General features: G+C 35.2%; 14 protein-coding genes. 3 read left to right on the top strand and 11 right to left on the bottom strand.

The annotated features are described in order from the left end of the window. Positions 1-180: 180 nt before the first annotated feature. From pgi to uvrC, 8 genes are all read right to left on the bottom strand, one after another. Positions 181-1,830, bottom strand: a complete 1,650-nt coding sequence (pgi, locus tag Q1W72_RS09520) for a glucose-6-phosphate isomerase (RefSeq protein ID WP_302134920.1) — start codon at positions 1,828-1,830, stop codon at positions 181-183. 187 nt (positions 1,831-2,017) lie between these two features. Continuing rightward, complete coding sequence (locus tag Q1W72_RS09515; protein ID WP_099714118.1) at positions 2,018-3,238, bottom strand: peptidoglycan DD-metalloendopeptidase family protein; 1,221 nt, start codon at positions 3,236-3,238, stop codon at positions 2,018-2,020. Positions 3,239-3,258: 20 nt separating this feature from the next. Continuing rightward, on the bottom strand, positions 3,259-4,194 hold the full coding sequence (locus Q1W72_RS09510) for a tryptophan 2,3-dioxygenase family protein (RefSeq protein WP_099714117.1): 936 nt from the start codon (positions 4,192-4,194) through the stop codon (positions 3,259-3,261). Continuing rightward, entirely contained in the window at positions 4,194-4,964 is a 771-nt protein-coding gene (locus Q1W72_RS09505) for a DUF3108 domain-containing protein (protein WP_302137935.1), read from the bottom strand. The genes Q1W72_RS09510 and Q1W72_RS09505 overlap by 1 nt, the downstream gene beginning before the upstream one ends. A gap of 295 nt (positions 4,965-5,259) precedes the next feature. After that, positions 5,260-6,420 (bottom strand): 4-hydroxyphenylpyruvate dioxygenase, encoded by a 1,161-nt coding sequence (hppD, locus tag Q1W72_RS09500; protein WP_302134917.1) that lies wholly within the window; start codon positions 6,418-6,420, stop codon positions 5,260-5,262. Positions 6,421-6,625: 205 nt separating this feature from the next. Continuing rightward, positions 6,626-7,783, bottom strand: a complete 1,158-nt coding sequence (locus Q1W72_RS09495; RefSeq protein ID WP_099714115.1) for a homogentisate 1,2-dioxygenase — start codon at positions 7,781-7,783, stop codon at positions 6,626-6,628. A 188-nt stretch (positions 7,784-7,971) separates the two neighbouring features. Further along, positions 7,972-10,170: a patatin-like phospholipase family protein gene (locus tag Q1W72_RS09490; protein WP_099714114.1), complete on the bottom strand. Its 2,199-nt coding sequence runs from the start codon at positions 10,168-10,170 to the stop codon at positions 7,972-7,974. Positions 10,171-10,244: 74 nt separating this feature from the next. After that, positions 10,245-12,044 (bottom strand): excinuclease ABC subunit UvrC, encoded by a 1,800-nt coding sequence (gene uvrC, locus Q1W72_RS09485; RefSeq protein ID WP_099714113.1) that lies wholly within the window; start codon positions 12,042-12,044, stop codon positions 10,245-10,247. A gap of 127 nt (positions 12,045-12,171) precedes the next feature. Here uvrC and Q1W72_RS09480 point away from each other — a divergent pair, with 127 nt between their 5' ends. From Q1W72_RS09480 to Q1W72_RS09470, 3 genes are read left to right on the top strand one after another with little or no spacing between them, the layout of a single operon-like run. Then, positions 12,172-13,155, top strand: a complete 984-nt coding sequence (locus Q1W72_RS09480; RefSeq protein ID WP_099714112.1) for a succinylglutamate desuccinylase/aspartoacylase family protein — start codon at positions 12,172-12,174, stop codon at positions 13,153-13,155. Beyond that, a complete protein-coding gene (locus Q1W72_RS09475) occupies positions 13,145-13,711 on the top strand; it encodes a 5-formyltetrahydrofolate cyclo-ligase (RefSeq protein ID WP_302134913.1) in 567 nt (188 codons plus the stop codon). Before Q1W72_RS09480 ends, Q1W72_RS09475 begins: the two co-directional genes overlap by 11 nt. Before the next feature lie 43 nt (positions 13,712-13,754). Beyond that, entirely contained in the window at positions 13,755-13,949 is a 195-nt protein-coding gene (locus tag Q1W72_RS09470; protein WP_302134911.1) for a hypothetical protein, read from the top strand. A gap of 71 nt (positions 13,950-14,020) precedes the next feature. Here the strand turns inward: Q1W72_RS09470 and Q1W72_RS09465 are convergent, their stop codons facing one another. The 3 genes from Q1W72_RS09465 to ileS form a co-directional block, all read right to left on the bottom strand. After that, complete coding sequence (locus tag Q1W72_RS09465; RefSeq protein ID WP_099714109.1) at positions 14,021-14,617, bottom strand: lipoprotein signal peptidase; 597 nt, start codon at positions 14,615-14,617, stop codon at positions 14,021-14,023. A gap of 85 nt (positions 14,618-14,702) precedes the next feature. After that, complete coding sequence (locus tag Q1W72_RS09460) at positions 14,703-15,083, bottom strand: TraR/DksA C4-type zinc finger protein (protein WP_099714108.1); 381 nt, start codon at positions 15,081-15,083, stop codon at positions 14,703-14,705. Between the two features lie 7 nt (positions 15,084-15,090). Further along, entirely contained in the window at positions 15,091-18,549 is a 3,459-nt protein-coding gene (gene ileS, locus Q1W72_RS09455) for an isoleucine--tRNA ligase (RefSeq protein ID WP_302134908.1), read from the bottom strand. Positions 18,550-18,560: the final 11 nt, after the last annotated feature.

Genomic DNA, 18,560 nt, shown 5'->3' with positions numbered 1-18,560 from the left:
ACAATCAAAATTAAAAAAATAACATAATTTTTAAAAACTACTATAACAGAGTCACTTATCCATAAAAAGCCCCGATTTAGATAAAATCAGAGCTTTTGAGAGTTATAAACTATTAAAAAAAAAGGGCGAAACCGAAATCTTAGGAAAAATTCATACACTTTTAAGAATTAATTTCAAAAATCAACACTGCTTATTTAGCAAAAAATGATTCAGTAAAAAAGTTGTGGAACTGTCATGATTATCAACCGTTTTTGTACTAATCTCCTCCAAAATAGAATTAGCCAATTGTTTTCCCAACTCAACTCCCCATTGATCAAAACTAAAGATATTCCAGATAACTCCTTGTACAAAAATCTTATGCTCATACAATGCAATCAAAGAACCCAAAGTTTTAGGGGTTAACTTCTGAATTAAAATAGTATTCGTAGGCTTATTACCTGTAAAAACTTTAAACGGTAGAAGAAATTTGGCTTTCTCCTCTGAAATACCTTGTTTGTCAAATTCAGCTTGAACTTGTTCTCCAGATTTTCCATGCATCAACGCTTCCGTTTGTGCAAAAAAGTTAGACATTAGTTTATCGTGATGATCATTATCACCATATAAAGGAGTTATAAACCCAATAAAATCTGCAGGAATTAATTTTGTCCCTTGGTGAATTAACTGAAAAAATGCATGCTGAGCATTCGTTCCAGGTTCTCCCCAAATGATAGTTCCTGTTTGATAGTTTACCGGCTTTCCATCACGACCCACACTTTTACCATTGCTTTCCATAGTTCCTTGCTGTAAATAAGGAGCTAATTTCTGCAAATATTGTGTGTAAGGAATTAAAGCTTCACTTTCGGCACCAAAAAAATTATTATACCAAACGCTCAGTAAAGCCAATGTTACCGGCATATTTTTGTCGAAATCAGCTGTTTTAAAATGTTCATCCATTTCATTAGCTCCTTGCAACAATTCATCAAAATTATCGTATCCAACAGCTAAGCTTATTGTAAGTCCAACAGCACTCCACAAAGAGAACCTTCCACCAACCCAATCCCACATAGGGAATACATTATCAGGATTTATCCCAAACTCTGTTACTTTTTGGATATTGGTTGAAACCGCAACAAAATGTTTAGCAATATCTTCTTGAGTAGCTGATTCTAAAAACCATTTTCTGATAGTTTCAGAATTAGTAAGCGTTTCTTGTGTTGTAAATGTTTTAGAAACAATAACAAAGAGAGTCGTTTCCGGATTTAATTTTTTTATAATCTCATTCACATGATCGCCATCCACATTTGAAACAAAATGAACGTTAAGATGATTTTTATAAAATTGTAAAGCCTCAACAGCCATAGCAGGACCTAAATCAGAACCTCCAATACCTATATTAACAACATCCGTGAACGGTTTTCCCGTGTAACCAGTTCTTTCACCCGAAGTAACTTCATTAGTAAATGCTTTTATTTTACTTTTTACTTCATAAACTTCAGAAACCACATTATCTCCATCAACATTAATAACTGCTGATTCTTTGGCTCGCAATGCGGTATGAAGCACCGCTCTATTTTCGGTTTGATTGATTATTGCACCATCAAAATAATCAGCAATAGCACTTTTTAGTCCCACCTCATCCGCTAATTCTAATAATAACTGAAGCGTTTCTTGAGTGATAATATTTTTTGAATAGTCAATTAAAAAATCATTCCATTTCAAATTGAATTTTTCAGTTCTGGTTGCGTCCAATTGAAATAATTCTTGCATTGAAGCTTTTTGCATTTCGTTGTAATGCATTTCAAGTTTCTTCCAAGCGCTCGTTTCTGTTGGGTTTATTGTATTTAAAGCCATTTATTAGGTAGTTTGTAGTATTATTTGAATTTGGCAAAAATACTGAAATTAGTTTTAATGCTAAATGAGTTTACGATTATATAACAATTTAGCAGGAAAAACACTAAATAGTGACCATCCCACAATCACCTAAGTGTTACTATTTTGCTGTCAAATAAGTCTTTTCAACTTATTTATAGTTGCAGAATTATAAATTAGCAACACTATCCAATTGAAATTTTAACGGAGTTATCGTTTTAATGTATCGCTCTTTATTTCTTCCGCTCATGGGTTCGCCGGTAGGCAATTTTAATCGCAAAGCATCAACCTGAACACCATTTTTCCAAAATCGATAACATACATGCGGGCCAGATGCCAAACCTGTGCTTCCCACTAAACCGATAACCTGTCCTTGACTTACACGTTGCCCGCGCCTCACTAATATTTTAGACATGTGCAAGTATTGTGTCGAATAGGTTCCGTTGTGTTTCACTTTTACAAAATTCCCGTTTCCGGCAGTAAAACCACTTTGCTCTACAACTCCGCCAGCCGTTGCAGAAATTGGCGTACCGCGTGGCGCTGCATAATCCGTTCCTTTATGCGCTTTCCATCTGTGTTGAACAGGATGAAATCTACTGGTTGAAAATCGAGAGGATATTCTGCTGAATTTTATTGGAGACTTAAGAAAGAAATTTTTCAACGTTTTCCCATCTTCATCGTAATACTCTATTTTATCTGAGTCTGGATTTTGGGCAAAAGGAAATGCATAAATAATTTTCCCCTTGTATTCAAAAAAGGAAGCTTCCAGTTCTTCCACACCGTCATAAACAGTGTCATTTATGAATCGCTCTGTAAAAGTTATCGCAAAACGATCTCCTTTTTTGAGTTTCATAAAATCGATGGAATAGGCGTAAATTTTAGAAATTTTACTTGCCAAAGCTCCTTCAATCTTAGCATTACCTAAGGTTTCTGACAATGATTCTTTCAAAACTCCACCAATGGTGCGTCGTTTAATCGTAATGGGTTTTGTTTTTTTATAAGCAACAACAGCCGTGTCGCGTAAATCAACTACATAATAGTTTAACGCATCCGGCTGATAGATAAACACCTGTAAATCATTCTTCTTATTTTTTGACCGAAGCATTGTAAAAGGCTTATCTATTCTGATGGTTCTCACATCAAAAGTATCTTTTACTTTAGCGATAATATCATATACTTCTCGCTCTCCAATATTTTGTCCTTCTAGTAAAGTCCCAAAAGTGTCTCCCTTTTTTATAGTATCCTGAACAACATTAAAATCAGAATATTTAAACCCAAACTCTATCTTTTTAACTGCTGGTTTAATAATTTCTTTTTCTAGAATCTCATCAGATTTATTACAAGAAATCAAAGAAAATAATACTATAATTGCTAATAATACTTGTTTCAAACTATGTTTTTTTATTCAAATTATTTTTCTTCTCCCCAATGCGCCAGTTCTTCTGCCGACCATAATTCCGGAAAAAATATCCTGCGTTGGTATTTTGGATGCATGTACTTTTTCCAGTCACTTCCTCCTGTCGCTTCTCCATCACCTTTACCGCTCTGATCTATATATTTCTTTGCAGTATTCAAATGTTGCATTACCCAAGTAATATTTACCGTATGGTCATAATGACGCATCGCTAAAATTAACTCTGGATTTTTTTGATCTAAATCTGGAAGTTGTTTGAATTTTTGCCAAATGTTTATGGTATTATATTCTTCCATATGATTCAGGAACATCTTCTTATATTTTCTTTCGAATTCCTCCAGTAGAAAAGACTTTTTACCCGTATGATAATCTTTTCCGGCTGCTTGCCAATACAAATGCTCTAAGGCAAATTCATAAGGCGTATTCCTGTCTATTGACTCTCTATAACGGTGATCGATAAGATTTATTAGGTCTGTAGAAGAAAATTCTATTAAACGGTATTGCGCACTTTGAAAACCACTGGCAGGAGTTAGCGTATTTCTAAATTTCATATATTGATCTACTTCCATTCCGTCTCCCATAATGCTGAAAGAAGTCGTTAGCATATCAAAATATCGGCTAATTCTCATTAATCTTTCAGTGAAAAAATCAGTTTGAATATTTTCACAGTAGGAAATTTGGCGCATTTCCCAAAGTATCATCTTAAATATCAATTCATTCACCTGATGGTACATAATAAAAACCATTTCATCAGGAAGCGTTGTTCTTTGAACTTGAAGATTTAACAATGCATCTGTTTGTATATAATCCCAATACGTAATTGGTTTTGACCATAATAATCCTTCCAGTTGCGTCTCTGTTTTTTGATTTATTGCTTGGTATTTTATTTCAATTTCCTTTAAAATCGCTTCTGAACTATCAATATTATTCATTATTTATTTGTTTTAAAAGGATACTTCAATCCTCTGTATGCATCTATATCTGCTTTTATAGAACCTACTGCCAAGCTGGCTTTTATTCTGATTGGTAATTTATTATCATCATCTGAAATCCAAACGGTAAGACTTTCTTGTTCTTTAAAAACACGTCCCGATTGTACCAAAGGTCTAAAAACCATCGTTGACACTGCCCCAAATTTAGTGGTAATATTTTCACGACCCATAAACTTTAGCTTGAATTTAGTAGTTTCATCATCAAAAAACATATCAATCGCAACTGACTCTCCTATTTTTAACTTATCAATTCCAGGATAATTCCTTAGATAATAGAAAGTAGACAAAATGTCTTGTGTGTTTTTAGGAACGTAAAGTGTTTTCTCTGTTTTATGCTTGTAATCCTTGACAAGGACTTTATTTGTAGACTGATTAAAAAAGCCTTCTTGGTTTTTAGTATACCCGCCTTCATTAATTTTTCGGACAAACTGGTATGGATTTCTGGTATCCTTATCAATATAGCTTTCGTATAAGTCATCTACTTTAAAGAAAAATCGAGACATTCCGGTAGTATATCCTCTACCTACGACATGAAACGTCTTTCTGTTATTTACTGTAGCGTCTTTTACTTCCAATGTGGCATAGCCGGCATTTACTATTCCATAATGAATTCGAAATTTAAACCACTCCCCCACATCATAAGCATCCTCTTTTGGAGAATCAAAACTTACGGTCAATATCACTACAAAGAATAGTATTATTTTTTTCATCATTACTTTATTCGTCAATTTATTGACTCTAATAGCAAATTTTGTTCCAAATATATTAAAACAAAAAAACTCAGTCAAATAATGACTGAGTTTTTATGCTATTAACTAACCAAAAAACTATAAACTATGAAATTTATATGAAATCAGGAAGGAAACCACCCCTTCCCTTTTTGCGAGTGCAAAGGTAGCTAACAAATTCAGTTATTTTAGTGAAAAATAAAGTTTAACACAACATTTACAAAAAAACACGCTGTTCATCGGTTATTTTTTCACAATATGTAAAAATAATGCTTTTTTACAACGTTCCTCGTAATTGCTGTTCTCTCTCGATTGATTCAAATAGCGCTTTAAAGTTACCTGCACCAAATCCTTTGGCTCCCATTCTTTGTATAATTTCAAAAAACAAGGTTGGTCTGTCTTGCACCGGTTTTGTAAATATTTGCAGTAAATATCCTTCTTCATCGGCATCAACCATAATGGCCAGTTTTTCGATTTCGTTCAAATCCTCTTTCATCATTTTCATGTGGTCTCCCAATCGTTCCGGAATTGCTTCGTAATAGGTATGCGGAGGAGCAGATAAGAATTCGATTCCTCTTGCTTTCAATTGCGATACGGTTTTGATAATATCATCTGTTGCAATAGCGATATGCTGAATTCCAGGTCCGCCATAAAAGTCCAAATATTCCTCTATTTGTGATTTTTTCTTTCCTTCGGCAGGTTCGTTGATTGGAAATTTGATTCTTCCGTTTCCATTAGACATCACTTTACTCATCAACGCCGAATATTCGGTATTGATTTGTTTGTCATCAAAAGAAAGGAAATTTACAAATCCCATGACGTCTTCATAGAACTTAACCCAAGTATTCATTTCGTTCCAACCCACATTTCCTACCATGTGGTCTATGTATTTTAAACCTGTTGGTTCTGGATTGTAATCAGATTTCCACTCCTTATACCCTGGCAAGAAAATACCAGTATAGTTTTTGCGCTCTACAAAAATGTGAACTGTTTCTCCGTAAGTATAAATCCCCGAACGTATTACTTCTCCAAATTCATCTTTCTCCACTGTAGGTTCCATGAAAGAACGGGCGCCACGTTTCATTGTTTCTTCGTACGCACTTGTGGCATCTTCTACCCAAAGTGCCGCTACTTTTACTCCATCACCATGTTTTCTCAAATGATCGTGTATAGGAGAATCTTGTGTTAATGGCGTGGTTAATACGATGCGAATCTTATCTTGTTTTAGCACATAAGATGTTCTGTCTCTTACCCCGGTTTCTAATCCGGCATAAGCCAATGACTGGTAACCAAAAGCAGTTTTATAATAATGTGCCGATTGTTTTGCGTTTCCTACGTAGAATTCTACATAATCGGTTCCTAATAACGGAAGGAAATCTTGTGCTCCTTCAAATATTTTTTCTAGTCCGTATTCTACTGATTTTACTTCTTTTGACATGGTATTTATTTTTTGACTCGGTAACTCTAATTCTGCAACGCCGTTGATGGTACTACATTAGATTTACACGGATTTATTAATTTAAAAAAAATGTTGTTATTTACTCTAAAGTCCTAGCCCTGATGGAAGCGGCATCCTTTTTCTGGTCTCGTTTTTTTAACGAGACCAGAAAAAGATAAAGCGTACAGCAGGAAATAGCTCCTTATTACTCTACCCAAGATTTGTAATACTGACCATCGTCTAATCCCATAGCTTCTTCGGTTACCATTAATGGGCGAAATGTATCCACCATTACGGCTAATTCATGGGTTATGGTTTGACCAATACTACGCTCCATTGCTCCTGGTGCGGGTCCGTGCGGAATCCCTTTTGGATGCAATGTAATGTGTCCTTGCTCGATATTGTTGCGGCTCATAAAATCGCCATCTACGTAATACAAAACCTCATCACTATCAATATTACTGTGATTGTAAGGCGCCGGAATTGCTTTTGGGTGGTAATCGTATAATCGTGGACAGAACGAACAAACCACAAATGTTGATGTTTCAAATGTTTGATGAACCGGCGGTGGCTGGTGCACGCGACCTGTTATAGGCTCAAAATTGTGAATACTGAATCCGTAAGGAAAATTATATCCGTCCCAACCTACTACATCAAAGGGATGCGTGGCGTAAACGAATTCATGAATCATTCCTTCTTTTTTGATTTTGATTAGAAAATCTCCTTTTTCATCGTGCGTTTCTAATTCTGTTGGCAAAATAAAGTCGCGCTCGCAAAATGGTGAATGCTCTAAATGTTGACCTGATTCATTCTTATAACGTTTTGGCGTATAAAATGGCGCAAATGATTCTACATAGAAAAGTCTATTTTCGGCTGTTTCAAAATCAATTTGATAAATCATTCCGCGAGGAATAATCAAGTAATCCCCATATTCGAAAGGAATATTTCCCATCATGGTGCGCAATTTTCCTTTTCCTTTGTGAATGAAAATCATTTCATCGGCATCGGCATTTTTATAGAAGTAGTTACGCAACGATTGTCTTGGCGCTGCCAATCCTATCGTACAATCTTTATTGACTAACATCGGTTTGCGACTGTCCAGAAAATCATCTTCGGGTTTTAACTCAAATCCTTTTAATAACAATGATTTTATGTTTTTTCCAATAGCAATTTTCGGCTCAACCGAATAGGATTTTAGAATTTCCTTTACCTGTGTTGGTCTGTGAACATGATATAATAATGAGGAATGGCCGTGAAAACCTTCTGTTCCAAAAAGCTGTTCGTAGTATAAACCGCCATTTGGTTTTTCAAATTGTGTGTGTCTTTTTTGGGGGAAATTCCCCAATTTATGGTATAAAGGCATGATTTTTTTGCTTAAAAGTTAAAGTTTAAAAGTTTAAAGTTGTATTGAACTAAACTTATTTAATTAAATCAAAAAAATGCAATTTATTCAGGATTCCTCTTGATGAGAAATTGCAGATATCCTAATAAACCGCTCCAAGTTGTTTTCATGATAACAAATATCGGAATTATTATTGAATTAAATTACAATTAAAACATAAACCCGATACTAAACCAAGTATATCCTTTTGCATTTTCCGGAGACCAGGAATGTTTTACTTCTATAGGTCCAATTACCGTTTCCAGACCATAACCTACTGCATAACCTGAATATTTTGGGATTGAAATCCAATCTACCGTTTCGAAAATCCTGTCTCCAACATTAGCAAAGTTTGCCGAAAAATTGAAATGATTGTTCTTATAAAATTCATAATCAATAGTTCCTGTTGATTTTATGTAGCTGTTCGCCGCAATGCTCAAATAATCATACCCATAAAAATATTTGAAATTATTTATAGGATTGTATCCGTAACCTCCCAAAATAAAATTGAAAAAAGAAACGCTTTCATTCCCAAAGGAGAAACCAGCATCTGTATTCAATTTTACCGTAGCATTTTTAAAAAGTGTCGCAGCTACTCCAAAATCAGCTTTTGCAATAGAAAAAGGTTGAAAATCTCCTGTGTAATTTGAAGACACCAAATACGATTGTATATCTCCTGAGAAATACCATCCTTTTTTGGGAAAATATTTATTATCAAAAGAGTCAAATTTCATATAACCAAAAAGACTTAAGTAATTACTGTTGTCAATTACCGGATCCGTATTGGCCAATGTCTCGGACTTTATTTTCAGATATTTCAATTCAATTCCTCCACCAATTAAAAATTTCTGAACAAACAGCGATTGAAAATAAGCCTGATTTGTCAAGTCGTGAAAATCTACATTAATCGCATTTATACCCAAAGCGCCTAAATCTAAACTGCTAATTTCTTTGGCAACATTTCTATTAAATTGATTGAACTGTGATTTGAAACCAAAACTCAAATTAAATCCATTCTCTATATAATAATCTAAATTATACCTGATATTATCTCCCAAAACGATATCCAGCGAAGTTCTGTCATTCTTAAAAAACGTTTTTTTATGGGTTAGATTAATCAAAACGGCACTCTTGAATAAATTGTCATAATGCAATCCAAATTTCAAATATGTCTTTGAAGGGTTTTCTTTTAACGTTAAATTTAAATCATCCCCATTTTTATTTTCATCTAATGAATAAGATATAGCACTGAAGTTTTGAGTTGCGTTTATATTATTTATTCCCTTCAGCAAATCATCGTAACAGGTTTTTACTCCTGGCTTAAACCTTAATTTACCAATCACATATTCTTTGGTATAATTATCTAATTCATTGCTATTGATATCCACAATTTGCAAGCTGTCTGATGCTAATTTTAGATTCGGTTTCCTGTACGGATTGGAATCATCAACCAATAATTTAATTTTTTCATAAACAGAGAACGTAGCTTCTTCTCCTTTCCTGATGATTTCCTTTCCTTTATCAAAAGATACTACGCCATAATTTTTAATATCCGGTTTTATATAGACATCGGTTTGTTTTACATTTTTCTTCATCCTTTCAATGGATTGAAGATTTGTAATTTGAACCAAAATTCTCGTTGCATCTTTAAGCTGGTTTCTGTCTAATAAATCATCCTGAACATCAACTCCTATGATAATTTCTGCGCCTAATTTACGAACCTCCTCAATTGGATAATTATTAATGACACCTCCATCTACAAGCAATTTCCCGTCAATTTCTACAGGAGAAAACAAAGATGGAAATGCAGAACTCGCAATCATAGCCTGCGCCAGATTTCCTTTATTCAGTAAAACCTGTTCTCCAGTTTCTATATTAGTTCCAATGCATAAAAACGGAATTGGAAGTTTATTAAAATCCCTTATGTGCCTGACATTTCTGGTAATTCTACTCAATAAATTATAATTATACATCCCTTTTGACAATGCTTCCGGAATACCTATTTTGAGTTTGTTAAACGGCAAAACGAGCGCGTATAATTCGTCATTTCTTTTTTCGTAAAAATTTTTAGAAGATCTAGGAATGAAATCGTTTAGTAATTCATTAAAATTTGTGGCTTGAAAAATAGAATCAATTTGGCTGGCATTATAACCTGATGCGTAAAGACCGCCAATAACTGCTCCCATACTTGTTCCACCAATGTAATCGATCTTGACACCCGCTTCTTCCAATACTTTCAAAACGCCAATATGAGCAAATCCTTTTGCTCCGCCGCCACTTAAAACTAAACCAATTTTTGGTTTCTTTTGCTCTTGCGAAAACACAGTCAAACTAGCAAAAACAATCAGTAACAGCATGATTTTCTTCATAAATAGCAATTTGGTGGTAATAGAATTTAGCAAGATCAAATATCATTTGCCCAAATATCAATAATCTAAATTAATCATTCATTTGTAGCCTTGTAAAATTCGGTAATTTTTTTGGCTTTAGACATACCTATAACGTCCGAAATTTCTTTTTCTGACGCTAATTTCAATCTTTTAACACTTTTAAAATGCTGAATTAAAGTCAGCATCGTTTTTTCTCCAATGCCAGGAATGCTTTCTATCGAAGAATTCAGTGCTGCTTTACTCCTTTTATCTCTGTGATGTGTAATCCCAAAACGGTGTGCTTCGTTTCGCAATTGCTGGATTACTTTCAAGGTTTCTGATTTTTTGTCTAAATACAACGGAATAGAATCCCCTGGATAAAACAGCTCCTCCAGTCTTTTGGCAATTCCAATTATAGCAATCTTTCCTCGTAATCCCAATTCATCAATACTTTTCAACGCCGATGACAATTGCCCTTTCCCACCGTCAATAATTATCAAATTGGGCAAAGGTTCGTTTTCATCCAGCAATCGTTTGTATCTTCTGTAAACTACTTCGGTCATCGAAGCGAAATCATCCGGTCCTTCGACCGTTTTTATATTAAAATGGCGGTAATCTTTTTTGCTTGGTTTTCCATCTTTAAAAACTACGCAGGCCGCAACAGGATTTGTTCCTTGAATATTTGAGTTATCAAAACATTCTATGTGTCTAGGCTCCACCGGCAATCGCAAATCTTTTTGCATTTGCGCCATAATCCTTTTCGTATGTCGATCCGGATCTACAATTTGCAGTTGTTTCAACTGTTCGATTCGGTAAAATTTAGCATTTCGAATGGACAAATCCAAAATTTGCTTTTTATCTCCCAATTGTGGAACGGTAATTTTTATGTTTTCACCCAAGTCAACGTGAAACGGAACAATCACTTCTCGTGACAACAATTGAAAACGTTCTCTCAATTCGACAATAGCCAATTCTAATAATTCTTCGTCGGTTTCGTCGAGTTTCTTTTTGATTTCCATCGTGTGCGAACGAATAATCGAACCGTGAGAAATTTGCAGGAAATTCACATACGCCGCACTTTCATCCGAAACTATCGAAAAGACATCAATATTGGTGATTTTTGGATTTACTATTGTAGAACGCGATTGGTAGTTTTCAAGAACTTCTATTTTCTCTTTTATTTTTTGGGCTTCCTCAAAATGCATATCGGCGGCCAGATTGGTCATGACGCGCTTGAAATCCTTCATGCTTTCTTTGAAATTTCCTTTCAAAATTTCGCGAATCGCATCAACTTGCTTTTGGTAATTTTCTAAGGTTTCGTGACCTTCACAAGGCCCCATGCAATTCCCAATATGGTATTCGAGACAAACCTTGAATTTTCCGCTTTCGATATTGCTTTTACTCAAATCATAGTTACAAGTTCGCAGCGGATACAATTCTTTTATCAGCTCCAAAATAGTGCTTACCGTTTTGAAACTGGTATACGGTCCAAAATATTCCGACCCGTCTTTGACCATTCTTCGGGTTGCGAAAATGCGCGAAAAAGGTTCTTTCTTGATACACAACCACGGGTAGCTTTTATCATCTCGCAACAAAACGTTATAACGCGGCTGCAAGGTTTTTATCAAGTTGTTTTCCAATAAAAGGGCATCGGTCTCCGTAGGAACCACAATGTGTTTTATGGTGACAATTTTCTTTACGAGCACATTGGTTTTGGCCGTATCATGAATTTTATTAAAATACGAAGCAACTCTTTTTTTTATGTTTTTGGCTTTGCCCACATACAAAATCTTCCCTTCCTTATCGTAATATTGATATACGCCGGGACCGTCCGGCAAGGTTTGGATTTGTAAGGCTAAAGTTGTTGGATTCATGTAACAAAGTTAATCTCTAAAATCCCGAAATACAAATCAATATTCTTGAAATCTTTCTTGCTAAATTTTTATCAGAATTTTAGTTTCTAATTCGTTATTATCGTTATTTTTATCTTTTCAAGAATCTATGATAAAAACCAATACCACACCAATCGTAATTTTCGGCGAAAGCATTATTCCCGGAGAGAGCAAAACTATCAATGTCGAAATTGCCAGACTACACACCACAACAAAACTGAACATCCCCGTTATTGTTAGACGGTCTAAAATTGATGGTCCCGTGGTACTTTTCTCAGCAGGAATTCATGGAGATGAAATTAACGGCGTCGAGATCGTAAGACAACTCATTCACAAAAAAATAAACCGACCAAAAAAAGGTACAATCATTTGTATCCCAATAATCAACGTGTACGGATTTGTCAACAAATCGAGAGAATTTCCAGACGGAAGGGATTTAAACCGAGTTTTTCCAGGAAGTAAAACCGGTTCATTGGCCAGTCGATTTGCGTTCCATATTTTAGCCGAAATCATGCCAATTGTGGAATATGCCGTTGACTTTCACGCCGGTGGCGCAAGCCGTTTCAACGCACCACAAATTAGAATAGCTCATAGCAATGCCGAATTAAAAATACTGGCAGATGTATTTAATGCTCCATTTACCTTATATTCCAGAAATATAATCGGGTCATTTAGAAGTTCAAGCGAAAGAATGGATGTCAAAATGTTACTTTTTGAAGGCGGAAAATCACTTGACATTAATAATTCCGTTGCCGATGAAGGGGTTAATGGCGCAAAACGCCTATTGTCTCACCTTGGTATGTTAGATCCAAAACATACTGTAATCAAACCAAAATCGCCTTCCATCTATATTGAAAAATCAGGCTGGATCAGAGCCAAATGTTCCGGATTGTTGCACGATTATAACACTATTGGTAATTTTGTTAAAAAGGGAACAATTCTAGCCACCATAACTGATCCGTACGGAAAGTTTGAGCGAAAAGTTAAAGCGCCAAATGATGGTTATGTAATCAACGCCAATCATTCCCCTATTGTCTACGAAGGCGATGCTATTTACCACATGTCAAACACTAATGAAGAGGATGAAGAATAAAAAAGAATTGCGACTCAAATCCAAAACCTTACGAAATGCACTTTCCGAAAATGAAATTGAGGAAATGAGTTTGGCTGTAGCCAATAAAATACTGACACTGCCTATTTGGGAGAAAACCTATTTTCATATTTTCTTACCTATTATAGAACAAAAAGAAGTCAATACCGAATTCATTCTTCACTTATTATCCGGAAAAGACAAAGAGATTATTGTTTCCAAAGCTGATTTTGAAACCCGAAACATGATTCATTTTCTATTGACTGACAACACCCGAATCAAGAAAAATGCATACAATATCCCAGAACCCGTAGATGGTATTGAAGTTCCTTCGCATAAAATTGATGTGGTTTTTGTACCACTTTTGGCTTTCGACAAAAAAGGACATCGCGTGGGGTACGGCAAAGGATTTTACGATAAATTTTTATCAGAATGTAAACCGGATGTAATCAAAATTGGTCTTTCCTTTTTTGACCCCGAAGAATTGATTACAGATGTTTTTGAAGGTGATGTAAAACTGGATTATTGTGTGACCCCTAATGAAGTTCACTCATTTTAATTTTTAATCCGTACTTTAGCAACAGATAAAATCTAATCAAGTTATGAGAACATTTAAAAATTCAAGATTTGCCGTAAGCGTTATGGTTATTCTATTTGCAGTTTCATTTTCAAACTGTAGCATTCAAACCGGAACCAGCAGATCAACCTATAAAGCTAAAAAACTTCCTCCGGGTCAAGCTAAAAAAATATACGGCGGAAAAAGCGCTAAACGTTATGCTCCTGGACAAAACAAATAAATCCAATAAAAGAAAAAGACCTGTTCATAATTTGAACAGGTCTTTTTCTTTTATTGTGAATAATTTTGAATCTAATTGTGATGAAATGCTTTTTTGTTGAAAAAAATTAAGATTCCAACTCCTGTTGAAATTGCCATATCGGCAACATTGAAGATAGCGTTGAAGAAAGTAAATTCTTTTCCGCCCCAAATAGGCAACCAACTTGGTAAAGTTCCATGCCAAAAAGGGAAATAAAGCATATCAACTACTTTTCCGTGAAACCAAGTCCCATAAGGTTGATCCGAAAACAAAGTAGCTAATTGTTGTTGACTGTCATCAAAAATAACTCCGTAAAAAACAGAATCGATGATGTTCCCGAAAGCTCCTACGAGAATTAAAGAAATAGCAACAATTAAATAATCTGAACTCTTCTTTTTCACTGAATCCCACAACCAATATCCAATTCCACCAACAGCGGCGATTCTAAAAAGAGTTAAAAACAACTTTCCATAAGCTCCCGGGATTTGAACCCCCCAAGCCATTCCCTCATTTTCAATGAACAGAATTTTGAACCATTTGAATACTTCAACTTCTTCTCCTAAAATAAAGTTAGTTTTAATGTAAATTTTAGAAACTTGATCAACAAGCAATAAGATAAAAATAAGGAGATAGGCTTTTCGTAATGACATTTTATAAATTTTAATGGCGCAAAAATAACAATTTAATCAAAAAAAACGCTCCCAATGGAGCGTTAAATCTTGTTTAACAAGAGGTTTATCGTTGCAAGTTCTTTGCTTCGATACTCATTGTTGCATGAGGAACGATTTTTAATCTTTCTTTCCCAATTAATTTGCCTGTAACTTTACAAACTCCGTAGGTTTTATTTTCTACACGGAAGAGTGCATTTTTCAAATCACGGATAAACTTCTCCTGACGAATCGCCAGTTGTGAGTTTGCTTCTTTAGACATTGTTTCGCTTCCTTCTTCAAAAGCTTTGAATGTTGGCGAAGTATCGTCAGTTCCGTTATTTAAATCATTCATATATGCACTTTTTATCAAATCTAAATCTAATTGTGCTTTTTGAATTTTGTTAAGGATTATCTCTTTGAACTCTGCTAAATCAGCTTCAGAGTATTTTGTAGCTTCATCTACCATCTTTGTATTATTTTGAAATTAATATCATTGTTTTTATATCGTCAAACTCAATTTCTGTACCGTTTTCTATTTCATCTACAAAAACCAAATCGCTGGTTAATGTTTCTGATTTTATATACGCTTCATTTTTAAGAATCGCCTCTTCTAGAATTCCATTTCTTTTCAATTGAACTTTAATTTTATCAGTAACTTCAAATCCGGAATCTTTACGGATATTCTGAATTCTGTTTACTAATTCTCTGGAAATTCCTTCTTGTTTTAATTCTTCAGAAATTGTAATGTCAAGCGCAACCGTTATTCCGTTTGAATTGGCTACTAACCAACCTTCAATATCCTGTGATGTTATTTCTACATCTTCTAAAGTTAAAATTACGTTATTTCCTGCAATAACAATATTCAGGCTTCCTTCCTTATCCAGCTGACTGATTTGCTCTTTCGAAAACCCTTGTATTTCCTTAGAAATCAAGCCCATATCCTTTCCAAAACGGGGCCCTAGTGTCTTAAAATTAGGCTTAATCTGTTTCACCAAAACACCGGAAGCATCGTCCAAAAGTACGATTTCTTTCACGTTTACCTCTGCTTTTATAAGGTCAGAAATAGCCTCAATTTCAGCTCTTTGATTGTCGTCAAGTACTGGAATCATTACCTTTTGCAACGGTTGGCGTACCTTTATCATTTCCTTTTTTCGGAGTGATAAAACCAATGATGAAATGGTTTGTGCTTTCTGCATTTTGCTCTCTAACATTTTATTAACATAGTTTTCAACCGAAATTGGAAACTCCGCCAAATGTACACTGTCGTATTTTTCCGACTGTGTTGCTAAAGTTAAGTCTCTGTAAAGTTTGTCCATAAAGAACGGAGCGATTGGCGCACCCAGTTTACTTATGGTTAACAAACAGGTATATAAGGTTTGATAAGCCGCTATTTTGTCCTGCGCATATTCCCCTTTCCAGAAGCGTCTTCTGCACAAACGAACGTACCAGTTACTTAAGTTTTCCTGTACAAATTCAGAGATTGCACGAGCTGCTTTCGTTGGTTCATAATCCGCATAGAAACCGTCCACTTCTTTGATCAAAGTGTTCAGTTCTGACATGATCCATTGATCAATTTCCGGTCTTTCATTTAAAGGAATCTCCGCTTCTTCAAATTTGAAACCATCAATATTAGCATACAAACTAAAGAACGAATACGTGTTGTATAAGGTTCCAAAGAATTTACGACGAACCTCAGCAATTCCTTCTAAATCAAATTTCAAGTTGTCCCAAGGATTCGCATTGGAAATCATATACCAGCGCGTCGCATCTGGACCGTATTCTTTTAATGTTTCGAATGGATCTGCGGCATTCCCTAAACGTTTGGACATTTTTTGTCCGTTTTTGTCCAAAACCAGTCCATTAGAAACTACATTTTTATAGGCTACTTTATCAAAAACTAATGTTCCAATAGCGTGCAAGGTATAAAACCAACCACGTGTTTGATCTACTCCTTCTGCGATGAAATCAGCAGGGAAATCTTTATTTTGGTCAATTTTATCTTTGTTTTCAAAAGGATAATGCCATTGTGCATACGGCATGGAACCTGAATCAAACCAAACGTCAATCAAGTCCGCTTCACGTGTCATTGGCTTTCCAGAAGCCGAAACCAAGGTGATTTCATCAACTACATTTTTATGTAAATCAACTAAATCATAATTGGATTCTGCCATATTTCCAATTTCAAAACCTTTAAAAGGATTTTCTTTTTGGAAACCTGCAGCGATTGATTTTTCAATTTCGTTGTATAATTCTTCTACTGAACCAATCAGAATCTCTTCAGTTCCTTCTTCGGTTCTCCAAATTGGCAATGGAATTCCCCAATATCTTGAACGCGATAAATTCCAGTCATTGGCATTTTTCAACCAATTCCCAAAACGTCCTTCTCCAGTCGCTTTTGGCTTCCAGTTGATGGTTTCGTTCAAGTCGAACATTCTATCTTTAACTTCTGAGATTTTTATAAACCACGAATCTAAAGGATAGTATAAAATAGGTTTGTCTGTTCTCCAGCAATGCGGATAACTGTGGACATATTTCTCTACTTTAAATGCTCTATTTTCTTCTTTTAATCGAATGGCGATTTCAACATCTACAGAACGCTCGGGTGCTTCACCTTCGTTATAATATTCGTTTTTTACATATTTACCGGCATATTCCCCTACATGCGAAGTGAATTTTCCTTGCAAATCTACTAACGGAACCGGAGTTCCATTTTCATCAAGAACTAACATTGGCGGGACTTCTGGTGTAGCTTCTTTAGCTACTTTTGCATCATCAGCACCAAAAGTAGGTGAAGTATGCACGATTCCAGTTCCATCTTCCGTAGTTACAAAATCTCCTGAAATTACTCTAAAAGCATTTTCAGCATTTTGATAGGGAAGCACTAAAGGCATTAATTGTTCGTAACGAATGTCAACCAAATCAGCTCCTTTACATTCAGCCAAAACCTGAAACGGTATTTTTTTATCGCCTTCTTTGAAATTTTCAAAATCAGCAGGTTCTGTACTTTCAAAGAATCCTTTCCCGAATTGTTTTCCAACTAAATTCTTAGCTAAAATCAATGTTGCCGGACGAAATGTATATTGATTGAATGTTCTTACTAAAGCATATTCGATTTTTGGACCTACTGTCAAAGCCGTATTACTTGGCAATGTCCAAGGTGTTGTTGTCCAAGCCAAGATAAAAACTTCGTCTAAATCTAAAGCTTCTAACTTATAATGCAGTAAATTATTAGAACTGATGTAATCATAAAACTTTGAGAACAACAATTCTTTGTGCGCATCAATCACTTTAAATTGTGCCACAACCGTCGTGTCCGTTACATCTCTATAACTTCCCGGTTGGTTTACTTCATGGGACGATAATCCTGTTCCTGCTTTTGGAGAATACGGCTGAATCGTGTAGCCTTTGTACATCAAATCCTTGTTGTAGATTTGTTTCAAAATCCACCAAACCGTTTCCATATATTTGGATTTGTAAGTCACATACGGATCTTCCATATCTACCCAATACCCCATTTTTTCGGTCAAATCATTCCATACGTCAGTATAACGCATTACGGTTTTTTTACACGCTTCGTTATATTCTTCGATAGAAATTGATTTTCCAATATCTTCTTTGGTAATTCCTAATTCTTTCTCGGTACCTAATTCCACAGGCAAACCATGAGTGTCCCAGCCCGCTTTACGCTTTACTTGAAACCCTTTTTGAGTTTTATATCTGCAAAAAATATCTTTAATCGCACGCGCCATTACGTGGTGAATTCCAGGCAATCCATTTGCCGAAGGCGGACCTTCAAAAAACACGAATGGTTGGTTTCCTTCGCGAGTGGTTACGCTTTTCTCAAATATATTTTCTTTCTTCCAAAAATCAAGTACTTCTGACGCTACAGTTGGTAAGTCAAGTCCTTTGTATTCAGTAAATTTTGTGCTCATTTTATCCTTTT

The sequence above is a fragment of the Flavobacterium sp. ZE23DGlu08 genome (assembly GCF_030505335.1).
Taxonomy (GTDB): domain Bacteria; phylum Bacteroidota; class Bacteroidia; order Flavobacteriales; family Flavobacteriaceae; genus Flavobacterium; species Flavobacterium algoritolerans.
Note: the sequence above shows the minus strand (reverse complement) of the source record. Positions and strands in the feature narration are given on the sequence as shown.